12 protein-coding genes and 1 pseudogene are annotated in these 11,738 nt (G+C 70.1%); 7 read left to right on the forward strand and 6 right to left on the reverse strand.

Translation table 11 applies throughout. The features are described from left to right. The 3 genes from V7050_RS12250 to V7050_RS12260 form a co-directional block, all read right to left on the reverse strand. Positions 1-1,584 (reverse strand): glutamate synthase central domain-containing protein (locus V7050_RS12250; RefSeq protein WP_324410595.1); only part of this gene is annotated, 1,584 nt, incomplete at its 3' end. 61 nt (positions 1,585-1,645) lie between these two features. Then, complete coding sequence (locus V7050_RS12255) at positions 1,646-2,095, reverse strand: GFA family protein (protein WP_324366315.1); 450 nt, start codon at positions 2,093-2,095, stop codon at positions 1,646-1,648. 109 nt (positions 2,096-2,204) lie between these two features. Next, positions 2,205-3,644: an NAD(P)-dependent oxidoreductase gene (locus V7050_RS12260; protein ID WP_324366317.1), complete on the reverse strand. Its 1,440-nt coding sequence runs from the start codon at positions 3,642-3,644 to the stop codon at positions 2,205-2,207. A 231-nt stretch (positions 3,645-3,875) separates the two neighbouring features. Here V7050_RS12260 and V7050_RS12265 point away from each other — a divergent pair, with 231 nt between their 5' ends. Further along, positions 3,876-4,676, forward strand: coding sequence for an undecaprenyl-diphosphate phosphatase (locus tag V7050_RS12265; RefSeq protein WP_324366319.1), 801 nt, complete (start codon positions 3,876-3,878; stop codon positions 4,674-4,676). A gap of 60 nt (positions 4,677-4,736) precedes the next feature. Here V7050_RS12265 and V7050_RS12270 read toward each other — a convergent pair whose 3' ends face one another. Then, positions 4,737-5,741, reverse strand: a complete 1,005-nt coding sequence (locus V7050_RS12270) for a complex I NDUFA9 subunit family protein (protein WP_324366321.1) — start codon at positions 5,739-5,741, stop codon at positions 4,737-4,739. A 159-nt stretch (positions 5,742-5,900) separates the two neighbouring features. Here V7050_RS12270 and V7050_RS12275 point away from each other — a divergent pair, with 159 nt between their 5' ends. The 3 genes and pseudogenes from V7050_RS12275 to cas2e form a co-directional block, all read left to right on the forward strand. Continuing rightward, positions 5,901-6,125, forward strand: coding sequence for a hypothetical protein (locus tag V7050_RS12275; protein WP_324366322.1), 225 nt, complete (start codon positions 5,901-5,903; stop codon positions 6,123-6,125). 96 nt (positions 6,126-6,221) lie between these two features. After that, a complete protein-coding gene (locus V7050_RS12280; RefSeq protein ID WP_324366324.1) occupies positions 6,222-6,347 on the forward strand; it encodes a hypothetical protein in 126 nt (41 codons plus the stop codon). A gap of 11 nt (positions 6,348-6,358) precedes the next feature. Further along, positions 6,359-6,610, forward strand: a pseudogene (gene cas2e / locus V7050_RS12285) (type I-E CRISPR-associated endoribonuclease Cas2e); the annotation flags it as partial. Between the two features lie 174 nt (positions 6,611-6,784). Here the strand turns inward: cas2e and V7050_RS12290 are convergent. Beyond that, a complete protein-coding gene (locus V7050_RS12290) occupies positions 6,785-7,102 on the reverse strand; it encodes a DUF2218 domain-containing protein (protein WP_324366326.1) in 318 nt (105 codons plus the stop codon). A gap of 346 nt (positions 7,103-7,448) precedes the next feature. Here V7050_RS12290 and V7050_RS12295 point away from each other — a divergent pair, with 346 nt between their 5' ends. Continuing rightward, positions 7,449-7,949: an RNA polymerase sigma factor gene (locus tag V7050_RS12295; protein WP_324366328.1), complete on the forward strand. Its 501-nt coding sequence runs from the start codon at positions 7,449-7,451 to the stop codon at positions 7,947-7,949. A 64-nt stretch (positions 7,950-8,013) separates the two neighbouring features. Beyond that, positions 8,014-8,904 carry a FecR family protein gene (locus V7050_RS12300; protein WP_324373668.1) on the forward strand — a complete coding sequence of 297 codons (891 nt, stop codon included), beginning with the start codon at positions 8,014-8,016 and terminating at the stop codon, positions 8,902-8,904. Between the two features lie 57 nt (positions 8,905-8,961). On the opposite strand, the gene V7050_RS12305 is transcribed toward V7050_RS12300, so the two are convergent. Then, positions 8,962-9,306 (reverse strand): YgiW/YdeI family stress tolerance OB fold protein, encoded by a 345-nt coding sequence (locus tag V7050_RS12305; RefSeq protein ID WP_324370395.1) that lies wholly within the window; start codon positions 9,304-9,306, stop codon positions 8,962-8,964. Between the two features lie 218 nt (positions 9,307-9,524). Here V7050_RS12305 and V7050_RS12310 point away from each other — a divergent pair, with 218 nt between their 5' ends. Further along, positions 9,525-11,729: a TonB-dependent receptor gene (locus V7050_RS12310; RefSeq protein ID WP_324370397.1), complete on the forward strand. Its 2,205-nt coding sequence runs from the start codon at positions 9,525-9,527 to the stop codon at positions 11,727-11,729. Positions 11,730-11,738: the final 9 nt, after the last annotated feature.

Raw genomic sequence — 11,738 nt, forward strand, 5'->3', positions numbered from 1 at the left:
GAAGTAGTGGCGGAGCGGCCGGTAGCGGTCCGAGAGCCCCGCCGGGCGCGTGTCGTCGCCCATCGAGCCGATCGCCTCCTTGGCGTCCTCGGCCATGGGATGCAGGATCGTCTCCAGATCCTCGATCGAATAGCCCGCCGCGATCTGCCGCCGGCGCAGCTCGGCGCCCTCGTGGACCGGGCGCTCCTCGATGCCTTGGGTGACGTTCTCGAGATCGACCACCGAGGCGATCCATTCGCCGAAGGGCCGCGAGGCCGCCATGTGGTCCTTGATCTCCGCGTCATGGTAGAGCTTCTGCCCGACCATGTCGACGGCCAGCAGCTGCCCCGGCCCCAGCGCGCCCTTCTCGACCACGCTGAGGTCGTCGGTGGGCACCATGCCGGCCTCGGAGCCGGCGATCACCAGCCCGTCGCCGGTGACCACGTAGCGCATGGGCCTTAGCCCGTTGCGGTCGAGCCCGGCGCAGACCCAGCGCCCGTCGGTCATGGCCAGCGCCGCCGGCCCGTCCCAGGGCTCGATCACCGCATTGGCATAGGAATACATGTCGAGCCAGGCCTGCGGCATCTTGGTGGCGAGCTTCGACCAGGCCTCGGGCACCAGCATCGACTTGGCCATCGGCGCGATCCGGCCTGCGCGCACCAGCACCTCGAAGACGTTGTCGAGCGCCGCCGAATCGGACGAGCCGGGCGCCACGATCGGCTTGATGTCCTCGGCCAGCTCGCCGAAGTAATCCGAGCTCATGCGGATCTCGTGGCTCCTGAGCCAGTTCAGGTTGCCCTTGAGCGTGTTGATCTCGCCGTTATGCGCCAGCATCCGGAACGGCTGGGCCAGCCACCAGCGCGGGAAGGTATTGGTGGAATAGCGCTGGTGGTAGATCGCGAAGGCGCTCTCGAAGCGCTCGTCCATCAGGTCGGGATAGAAGACCGCGACCTGCTCGGCCAGCATCATGCCCTTGTAGATCATCGACCGGCAGGACATGGAGCAGATGTAGAAGTCGCGGATCGCCGATCCGGCCTTCTCGATGCGGCGGCGGATCACGTAGAGCTCGCGCTCGAAGGTCTCCTCGTCCACGCCCTTGGCGTTGGAGATCAGGATCTGCTCGATCTCGGGGCGCGTCGCATTGGCCTTCTCGCCGAGGCAGGTGATGTCCACCGGCACGTGCCGCCAGCCGTAGATGTAATAGCCCATGCGCAGGACTTCGGTCTCCACGATGGTCCGCGCCGCCTCCTGCGCGCCGAAATCCGAGCGCGGCAGGAAGATCTGGCCGACCGCCATGCGGTCGCCCTTGGGCTCGTGGCCCGTGCGCCGCACCTGGTCCTCGAAGAAGGCCGTGGGGATCTGCACATGGATGCCCGCGCCGTCGCCGGTCTTGCCGTCGGCATCCACCGCGCCGCGATGCCAGATCGAGCGCAGCGCCCGGATGCCGTTCTCCACCACCTGCCGCCGCGGCGCGCCGTCGAGCGCCACCACGAGGCCCACGCCGCAGGAATCGTGCTCCTCGCTCGGATGGTAGAGCCCCTCGGCCTTCAGCCGCGCGAATCTCGCCTCCTGTCGGGCGGCCCAGCTTTCGTCACAGGTGGTCATGGCAGCTCTCCGAGCTTGAGGTTGGTCGGAACGGCGGTCGGGCTTCCGGCGGCGCGCATGGTCATTCTCCCGCCGCGCCGGCGGCCGCACCGTCGGGCACGAACCGATGCGCCGCCTCGTATTCCGCCCGGGTGATCCGGGGATGGTCGCCGGCGAAGCCGTGCGCCTTCCAGGCCCGGTCGGCATAGATCTCGTGGTCGATCGGAAAATCCGCCGCCGCCCCGAAGGCCCCGGGCAGCAGCTCGAACACCGCGTCTTCGGCCCCTTCCCCGGTGTCGCGCATCCAGAGCGCCGATCCGCAGGTCGCGCAGAAGGCCCGCTCCGCGAAGCGCGACGAGGCATAGCGCCGGATCGGACCCATGGCGGTCACCGCCGCGGCGGGTGCCTCGAACATCATCATCGCCTGGCCCGCCCAGCGCCGGCACATCTCGCAATGGCAGACCGAGAGCAGCGGGGTCGCCGCGCGCACTTCCAGCGTCACCGCGCCGCAGAGGCACCGGCCCCGCATCATCGCACGGCCTCCATCTGGCGCGAAAAGGTCATCATCGCTGCCCTTCCATCCGGTGAGCCCATCCGTATCGCGGGCATGACCTCCGCATGGACCTCCCGTGCCACGCCGGTCACTCGGCGGCGAGCAGGGCCGAACGCTGGCCGAGCCAGTCCAGGATGCTCTCGGCCGCCTCGCGCCCGTCGCGGATCGCCCAGACCACGAGGCTCGCGCCCCGCACGATGTCGCCCGCCGCATAGACCCCCTCGAGGCTGGTGGCATGGCTGCGGAAATCCGCCTTGATCGTGCCCCAGCGCGTGACCTCCAGGCCGTCGGTGCCCCAGAGCTTTGGCAGATCCTCCGGGTCGAAGCCCAGGGCCTTGATCACCAGGTCGGCCGGTTCGGTGTAATCGGCGCCCTCGATCTCCTCGGGCCGCTGCCGTCCGGTGGCGTCCGGGGCGCCGAGGCGCATCCGCGCCACCCGCACGCCGCTGACCCGCTCCTCGCCGATGAAGCCGCGCGGCGCGGTCAGCCAGGCGAAATGCACGCCCTCTTCCTCGGCATTGGCGACCTCGCGCTGGCTTCCGGGCATGTTCGCCCGGTCGCGGCGATAGAGGCAGGTCACGCTCGCCGCACCCTGGCGGATCGCCGTGCGCACGCAATCCATCGCCGTGTCGCCGCCGCCGATCACCACCACGCGCCGGCCCTCGGCGTTCAGCGCGCCCGAATCGAAATCCGGCACCGCATCGCCGAAGCCCTTGCGGTTCGAGGCGGTCAGGAACTCGATCGCCGGCACGATCCCGTCGAGCCCCGCGCCCGGCCCCCCCAGATCGCGCGACTTGTAGACCCCGGTCGCGATCAGCACCACGTCATGGGTCTCGCGGATCTCGGCGAAGGTGACGTCCGCGCCCACGTTGCAGTTCAGCCGGAAGGTGACGCCGCCCTCCGCGAGCTGGTCGTTGCGCCGCACCACCACTTCCTTCTCCAGCTTGAAGCTGGGGATGCCATAGACCATCAGCCCGCCGGAACGGTCGTAGCGGTCGTAGACCGTCACCTGCACCCCGGCCCGGCGCAGCGCGTCCGCCGCCGCCAGCCCGCCCGGGCCGGCGCCGATGATGCCGACGCTCTCCGGGCGTTCCTCCGCCGCGGTGATCGGCTCGACCCAGCCCTCTTCCCAGGCGGTGTCGGTGATGTACTTCTCCACCGCGCCGATGGTGACGGTGCCGTGCCCGGCCTGCTCGATGACGCAATTGCCCTCGCAGAGCCGGTCCTGCGGACAGATCCGCCCGCAGATCTCGGGGAAGGTGTTGGTGGCCTGGCTGAGCTCGTAGGCCTCCCTGAGCCTTCCCTCCGCGGTCAGCTTCAGCCAGTCGGGGATGTTGTTGTGCAGCGGGCAATGGGTCTGGCAATAGGGCACGCCGCATTGCGAGCAGCGCCCCGCCTGTTCCGCCGCCTTCTCGGCCGCGAATTCGCGATAGATCTCGTGAAAATCGCCCCGCCGCTCCTCCGCGCCGCGCTTGTCCGGCATGTGGCGCGCGATCTTGACGAATTTCAGCATACGCTGTTCAGCCATTCCACTCTCCCGGTCCCCGTCCCAGACAAAGACCAATCCCTGATACCGGATCTCAAGAGCCAAGAAAAGTAAAGCTTACTGACCTATAACGACAAACTTTCGCCTCGTCAGCGAGGATGTCACGCTCCGATACGCAAACTAGGTAAAATAGCGGACCTATCGCCCCATCTTAAACCTGTGCTGCCGGGCCACTATGGTCGCCGGCGGTGATTCGGCCTGCCGCGAGGATACATGCCGCTGTTCCAGCTCTCCATCCTCGCGCTCGTGCAGGGCATCACCGAGTTCCTGCCGATCTCGTCCTCGGGACATCTGATCCTGCTGCCCTGGGCGCTCGGAACCGCCGACCAGGGGCTGGTGATCGACGTTGCCGTGCATGTGGGCACCCTCGGCGCCGTGATGCTCTTCTTCCGCCAGGACGTCGCCCGGATCTTCCGCGGCACGATCCACCTTCTGACCGGCCGGCGAACCCCCGAGGCCGCCTTCGCCGGCCTCATCGCGATCGCGACCGTCCCGGTGGTTCTGGCCGGGTTCCTTTTCAAGATCACCGGGCTCGAACAGGCCATGCGCTCGGTCGCGCTGATCGGCTGGACCATGCTCGGCTTCGGGATATTCCTCTACTGGGCCGACCGGCGCGGCCCCTCCACCCGGACGATCGCCGACTGGCGCCTGCGCGATGCGATCGTGATGGGGCTCTGGCAGGCGGTGGCGCTGGTTCCCGGAACCTCGCGCTCCGGCATCACCATCACCGCGAGCCGCCTGCTCGGCTTCCGCCGCGAGGACGGCGCGCGGATCTCCATGCTGATGTCGATCCCGACCATCATCGCCTCCGGCACCCTGCTCGCCACGGACGTGGTCGGCCAGGCCAATTGGGCCGTGGCGAAGGACGCCGCGATCGCCGCATTGCTCGCCTTCGGCGCCGCCTATGTCGCGCTCGGCCTGATGATGCGCCTCCTGCGCAGCATCAGCTTCACGCCCTATGTGGTCTATCGGGTGGTCCTGGGGATCGTGCTGCTCGCCATCGCCTACGGCTGAGCCCGGCTTCCGCGCAGCGCAGGGCCAGCCGCCCCGCTGACGGCGACGCGCGACGGGGACCTAGCCTTCGCGAAGGTTCCGCGCCGAGGCGGTGATCGCGTCGAACTGGCCATGCGGCCGGTAGGCATAGAGGTAGTCCTCGAGCACCGCCTCCATCGCGGTCGGCACGATGCCAAGCGCCTCGAAGCCGCGCGCATCCGGCGCCACGACATTGTCGCGGGCGAGCAGGCGGACCTGGTCGGAGGTCAGCAGGGTGTTGGTGAAGAGCCCGAAGCTCCAGCGCTGCACCAAGTCGAGCATCGCGCCCTGGAACCGCGCCACCCGGAAGGGCAGCGACACCAATATGCGCCGCCGCTCGATCAGCCGCAGCATGCGCTGCATCAGCCCGTGGAAGGACTCCACCTCCGGGCCGCCCAATTCGTAGATGCCCGGCGCCACCTCCTCGGTCGCCGCCTTGACCGCCGCGGCCGCCACGTCGTCGACATAGACCGGCTGGAACCGCGTCTTGGCGCCGACGAGCGGCAGCACCGGCGACAGGCGCGCCATGGCGCCGAAGCGGTTGAAGAAATCGTCGTCGGTCCCGAACATGATCGAGGGCCGCAGGATCACCGCGCCCGGAAAGGCCTCGGCCACCGCCGCCTCGCCCGCCGCCTTGCTGCGGGCATAGTCGCTGTCGCTCTCCGCATCGGCGCCGATCGCGGAGATCTGGACCAGCCGGCCCACACCCTCTTCCCGGGCGATGCGCGCGACCCGCGCCGCACCCTCGCCCTGAACCGCGTCGAAGAGCTGCTTCCCGGTCTCGACCAGGATGCCGACGCAATTGATCACCGCATCGGCGCCCTCGATCGCCCGGCGCGTGGATTCCTCGTCGCGGACATTGGCCTGCACGGGCTCGACCTGCCCGACCACGCCATAGGTCCGCACGAAGAGCGCCTCGTTCGGCCGGCGCACGGCGACCCGCACCCTCCAGCCTGCGCGGGCCAGTCGCTGGGTCACGTAGCGGCCGAGAAAGCCGGAACCGCCGAAGACGGTCGCGATCGGGGTGGGATTCTTCAGGCTCGTCACGGGGCATCTCCTGACGCGGACGTCTTCCAGATAGAACGATCCGGCCGCCCGAGACAAGTCCGAGCCCTCGGGGCCAGGGCGATCGCTCGAAGGCGAGGGGGATTCCGGCACGGGGTTTGCCGCAATTCATGGGAAGGCTCGAGGCTCGGGAGGCTTCCCATGCCCGGCAAGGCGCTGCGCGACCACGTCTCGGCCCGCGGCGGCCCGCGGCAGGCGTGGACGGCGGCCTGGCCGCCGCCGGGGATCCTGCTGGTCGTGCTCCGCGGCACGCCGGCCGGAGCGGAGGACGTCGTCGAGATCGCGCGCTGGGGGCGGCAGGGGCTCGGGCTTCCCCGTACCCTGCTGCCTTCCTGCAGGGCGAGACCACCACATCCGAGGCGCTGACGCCTGGGGACCACGCCATCCCGCTGCAGGGGGTCTCGATCATTCTGCTGGGCCCGGGATCGACTGTCAGCCACGACGCGCTGCGGCTGCTGGCCCATGCATCCGCCCGAGAACGTCGAGCGGATCACGCGCAAGCTGGCCGGCGAGGCGCTTTCGCGGCAGGGCATCATCCCGGCGATGATCGAGCGCATCGAGGCCCTGATCGAAGGACGCGACCCCTGATGCCCCTGACGATGATCGTGACCCGCGACGTCGAGGCGCGCTACCGGAGCTTCCTGGCCTCGGTCATGCTCGGGACGCCCGGCACCTATGTCGCGCCCGACATGACCGCAGCCGTGCGTGACCGGGTCTGGACGGCCATGACCGATTGGTGGAAGGCCCTAGGCGGGGGCTCGCTGGTGCTGGTCTGGAGGGACGGGACCGCCGTCGGCGCCCTGCGGATGGAGACGCTCGGCGAGCCGCCCAAGGTCATCGTCGATGCAGACGGGGTCCTGCTCGTCAAGCGGAAGTGGCCCCGCGCATCACTCGCCTGCTTGCTCTTCGACATCGTTGCGTTTTCGCACCCTTGCCGACCAGAGATTCCCCCGTGCCCAAGGGGTAGCGCCACGCCGGTTGCCAGAGTTGGGGAAAGGCGCCGCGAAGCCTTGCCGCCTGCGGGATCAGGCCTTGCCGATCGAATTCCAGTCCACCCGCAGGTCCTCCCGGAAGGCGAAGCGCACGAGGTGCCCCCCTACGATCTCCTCGAGCCGTCCCACGTCCTTGGCCGTGGCTGCCGTGAGGCGGAGGGTCAGGGTGTTCGAGCCCGGTTCGGCTTCGAGGGTGCAGGCGCCCATCGGGAATCCGATGTGACACTGCCGCTCGTCGCCCTGGACCGGGACCTTGTGGCCGAAATGCTTGGACAGCTGCTGCAGGTAGCGTCCGGCCTTCTCGGTCCTGACGATCGCCTCGGAAACATGCTTCGAGATGGTGCTGCCCATTTGAATACCCCTCCTGACCAATGGCTTGGCGCGCCAGCCGATCGCCTGGTCCGACCGCCTGGCTGACGAGGATGCCTATACCTGACAAGAACTGTCAAATAATTTCGCGCGGGCCGGATCCACGCTGCCGGCCGCATGCGCGATCCGTGCACCACCCATGCACCGGCGGCGGCGCGCAGGAAAGTTAGCGGGCCGGGGGCGAAGCGGTTGCCCGGCAGGTCAATAGTCGATAAGAAGAGTCGGGTATCCGCAGGCAGCATGGCCGAACCCTCGGCGCGACCCAGAGGCGGGAATACTCCGGGCGGTGGGCCCGGGGCGCCTGAATTGGAAGTCCGGGGGCCAGCGGATGAACCTGTCGAGCATTCTTGTCTCGGAGCTCTATGTGCGCGAGCGCGGGCGGCTCGGCCGCATCGGCACGGCGATCACGGCGGACGCGCGCGAGGCGGAGGACGTGGTCCAGGACGTCTTCGTGCGGCTGCTCGCGGGCGCGGTCGAGCCGCGGGGCGAGGGGCTTCTCGTCCGGATGGCGCGCAATCTCGCCATCGACCGGCTCCGCCGCCGCCGCCACCGCGAGGCGGCGCGGCCCGCCGTCGCGGCCGCCTCGGCAACCGAGACGCCCGATCCCGAGGCGGCGCTGGCGGCCCGCGAGGAGCTGCGCGGCCTGGTCAAGATGCTGACCTCCATGCCGGAGCGGCGGCGACGGACCTTCCTGATGAGCCGCCTCGACGGGATGCCGCAGGCGGAGATCGCCCGCGACCTGGGCGTATCGCTCAGCACGGTGGAGAAGGACCTGCGGGCGGCGCTCGATATCTGCCTCGCCTGGAAGCGGGAACACGAGGGCCGATGATCGCCGGCCCCTGACGTGGTAGAAGCCACCCGAAATGGCAGCCCAACCAACATCACAGGCGCGAATGGACCGGGAGGCGGCGGCCTGGGTGGTGCGGCTCGGCAGCCCGGCGCTCGACGACGCGGACCGGCTGGCGTTCAGGGAGTGGCTCGACTCCGATCCGGCGCACCCGGATGCCTTCGCGGCGGCGGGGAGGCTCTGGCACGCGCTCGAGGCGCCGGCCGCGGCGCTGGCGGCGGCCGAGCGCGGGCGCAGGCGCGGCCGCCGCCGCCTCGCCATGGCGGCCGCAGCCTGCCTGCTGCTTCTGCTCGCGGGCGGGATTCTGCTGCGCGATCCGCCGGACCATGCCACGGATCCCGGCACCCAGGCCACGGTCGCGCTGGCCGACGGCAGCCGAATGACGCTCGACGGCGATTCGGCGGCCGAGGCCGCCGTCGATGCCGAATCGCGACGGGTGACGCTCCTGCGCGGGCGGGCGTTCTTCGAGGTGACGCCGGATGCGACGCGACCCTTCGTCGTCATGGCCGGCGGCGTCGAGACGATCGTGCTCGGCACCGCCTTCGCGGTGGAGCGGCAGGGCGGCGCGGTGGCGGTGGTCGTCGAGCATGGCCGGGTCGCGGTGCGCGAGGCCCATGCCCAGGTCGAACTGGCCGACGGCGAGATGGTGGAGGCATCCGCCGGGGCGCTGGGCGCGCCCGGGCCGGCGGCCCTCGCGTCCGCGCTCGCCTGGCGGCGCGGGCTCCTGGCCTTCGAGGACCGGACCCTCGCCGAGGTCGCCGCCGAACTCGACCGGGCGGACGGCGGCCGGGTCGTGATCCCGCAGGCCGGGGTGCGTGCGCTGCGGCTCTCCGGCGTGTTCCGCAAGGACGACCCGGCGGCGCTGCTCGACGCGCTCGAATCGGGGCTCGGCCTGCGGACGGTGCGCCTGGGCGTTGCGACCCTGATCTATCGGTAGAGCCGGCGTGCGCAAAGCATCGCCCTCCCATGCCGTGCCCCGCGGACGAGGCGGGCGCTACGGCAGGGTGAGCGACTTCACCCAGATGTATCGGCCGCCGAAGCCGCGGTCGATCTCGCCCATGATGCGAACCCGCGTCGCGGGCTCGACCTGCTGCCCGGCGAAGGTGCGCGCCGGAATCTCGACCCGGATCTCGCCGGTGGCGTCGGCGAACCGATAATAATCCTCCCGCAGATGCGCGACGACGTTGCCCTCGAGGGTCACGTAGCTTCCGACGCGCGCATTCTGGACCTCCGCGACCGTGGACGGCGTGCCCTGGACGCTGGGTCCGGTGAACTGGGCAGCAGCCGGGGCGGCGGCCGCGACGAGGATCGCGGCGAGTATCTTGCGTCGATCAGGCATCCGTACCTCCGTCGTGCGGGCCACACTGCAGCAGCGGGACAATCCCGTTCGCATCATCCGGCCCGGAGGCGGTCGTTGCAACCTCTTCGCGATGACGCGCGTCGGCGGGGATGCGCCGATCCGCCACCGGCCCGGCAGGCGCGTTACGGGTTTGCCGTCTCCGCGCGTCCTTGGACCTGAAGACCGCGCGGGAGCGCGGCAATCCGGGGACAGTTGACATGGCGATACTTCGATCGCGCCCGAGCGGCGCCTCACTGCTCGCGCTCGGCCTGGCGCTGGCGTTGCCCGCGGGCGTCCGGGCGCAGGGCGCGGCCGGGGCGGCCGTCGCCTTCGATATTCCGGCTCAGCCGATGATGGCGGCGCTGGCGGATTTCACCGCCGCGACCGGCGTGCAGGTGATCGCGCCGGGCGGCGGGATCGGCGGGACCTCGGCGCCGGTCTCGGGCCCGCTGCGCCCGGAGGCGGCGCTCGGGCAGCTGCTGGCCGGGTCCGGGTATTCGTTCAGCTTCACCGGGCCGCAGACGGTGGTGCTGTCGGCGACGGCGACGGCGGCGGAAACGGCCGGGGACGGCGGGCTGCTGCTCGGCCCGATCCTCGTCACCGGCGCGACCGGGGTCGACGTGCCGGGCGCGAGCCAGGTGGTGATCGGTCCGCAGGACATCGAGCGGCTGGCGCCGCGCGATCTCGCGGATCTCTTCCGGATCACGCCCTCGGTCTCGGTGGGCAGCTCGATCCCGATGTCGCAGAAGCTCTATGTCAACGGTGTCGAGGAGACCAACCTTGCCGTCTCGATCGACGGGGCGCGGCAGAACAACCGCATCTTCCACCACAATTCGACCAATGTCATCGACCCGGCGCTGCTGGCGCAGGCCCGCGTCGAGGCGGGCGTGGCGCCGGCGGATGCCGGGCCGGGGGCGCTCGGCGGCGCGGTGACCTACGAGACCATCGACGCGCGCGACCTGCTCGGCTTCGAGGCCGGGATCGGGGCGCGCTCCTACAACACCTTCGACTTCAACGGCAATGTCGCGACCAGCGCCTTCACCGCCTACGGGATGCGCGACGGCTTCGAGCTGCTCGCCTCGGTCAATGTCGGCAAGGGCAACGATTTCGAGGACGGCGACGGGAACATCGTCGACGGCAGCGAGACGGACTTCATCTCGAGCCTGGTCAAGGGCGCCTGGGAATCGGAGGAGGGCCACCGGTTCGAGCTCGGCTACGAGCGGGTGGCGGACGATGCCGACCGGCCGTTCCGCGCCAACATCACCAGCGTCGGCTTCAACGACGGCCTGCGGCAATACGACATCACCCGCCAGAACCTGGTCTTCACCTATACCGACGAGAGCCCGGAGGGCTGGCGCGACCCGCGGGTGGTGATCGGCTATGCGCAGACCGAGCTCAGCGTGCCCGACCCATGGGGCAGCGAGGGCGAGACCGGCAGCCTTTCGGGGCGGATCGAGAACGAGTTCGCCCTCGGGCTCGGGACCGTGGTGGCGGGCGTCGACGCCTATCGCGACGAGGCGACCTATTCGGATCCCGACTATTCGGCGACGGAGACGGGACGCAATTTCGGGCTCTACGCCCAGGCGCGGCTGGAGCCCTTCGAGCGGACCCGGATCGGGATCGGCGGGCGCTACGATTTCCATCGGCTCGAAGGGGTGAACGGCGCGACCTGGGACGATTCGGGCTTCTCGGGCAATATCGGCGGCGAATACGACCTCACCGACGGGCTGACGGTCCGGGCCGCCTATTCGCATGTCTGGGCCGGACCGTCGCTGGCCGAGAACTTCCTGATGAACCCGGACTGGGACTATGCCGACGACCCGCAGCCGATGACGGCGAACAACGTGACGGCCGGCTTCGCCTATTCCCGCGACGCCTTCCTGTTCGAGGCGAACTGGTTCCGCACCGATCTCGACGACGTGCGCACCGCGACCTGGACGAACGGCGCGGAGAGCCGCGACCTGACCTCGGAGGGATTCGAGCTCGCCGCCGGCTACGCCTGGGCGGACGGGCAGGTCCGGGTGGGCTACACCGACACCGATGTCGAGATCGACGGGCTGGTGGCCGACAGCTATCTCGGCAACTACCTCGGGGTGCCCGCCGGGCAGGCCTTCGTCGTCGACGCGACCCACAGCTTCCCCGCCCACGGCCTCACCCTCGGCGGCGACGCCGAATTCGGGCTGGAGAACGACGACACCGAGGCGACGGAAGGCGGGCGGGCGCTGCCGTCCTATCAGGTGGTCAATGTCTTCGCCGAATACGAGCCGGCCGCGCTGCCGACGGTCACGCTGCGCGCCGAGGTGCGCAATCTCTTCGACCGGCAGTATTCGGCACGCTCGACCTACGGCCAGGACTTCGTGGACGTCACGCCGCTCGCCGAGCCGGGCCGGTCCTTCGTCCTCGCGGCGGTCGCGCGCTTCTGACCGGGGCGC

The organism is Amaricoccus sp., assembly GCF_036846665.1.
Lineage (GTDB): Bacteria > Pseudomonadota > Alphaproteobacteria > Rhodobacterales > Rhodobacteraceae > Amaricoccus.

What these genes read in the sequence shown, in the direction of transcription:
- V7050_RS12280 (WP_324366324.1), top strand. Translation starts at nt 6,222, where the DNA reads ATGCATCCGCCCGAGAACGTCGAGCGGATCACGCGCAAGCTGGCCGGC.
- V7050_RS12310 (WP_324370397.1), top strand. Translation starts at nt 9,525, where the DNA reads ATGGCGATACTTCGATCGCGCCCGAGCGGCGCCTCACTGCTCGCGCTC.
- V7050_RS12255 (WP_324366315.1), bottom strand. Translation starts at nt 2,095, where the DNA reads ATGATGCGGGGCCGGTGCCTCTGCGGCGCGGTGACGCTGGAAGTGCGC.
- V7050_RS12265 (WP_324366319.1), top strand. Translation starts at nt 3,876, where the DNA reads ATGCCGCTGTTCCAGCTCTCCATCCTCGCGCTCGTGCAGGGCATCACC.
- V7050_RS12305 (WP_324370395.1), bottom strand. Translation starts at nt 9,306, where the DNA reads ATGCCTGATCGACGCAAGATACTCGCCGCGATCCTCGTCGCGGCCGCC.
- V7050_RS12295 (WP_324366328.1), top strand. Translation starts at nt 7,449, where the DNA reads ATGAACCTGTCGAGCATTCTTGTCTCGGAGCTCTATGTGCGCGAGCGC.
- V7050_RS12275 (WP_324366322.1), top strand. Translation starts at nt 5,901, where the DNA reads ATGCCCGGCAAGGCGCTGCGCGACCACGTCTCGGCCCGCGGCGGCCCG.
- V7050_RS12290 (WP_324366326.1), bottom strand. Translation starts at nt 7,102, where the DNA reads ATGGGCAGCACCATCTCGAAGCATGTTTCCGAGGCGATCGTCAGGACC.
- V7050_RS12300 (WP_324373668.1), top strand. Translation starts at nt 8,014, where the DNA reads ATGGACCGGGAGGCGGCGGCCTGGGTGGTGCGGCTCGGCAGCCCGGCG.
- V7050_RS12260 (WP_324366317.1), bottom strand. Translation starts at nt 3,644, where the DNA reads ATGGCTGAACAGCGTATGCTGAAATTCGTCAAGATCGCGCGCCACATG.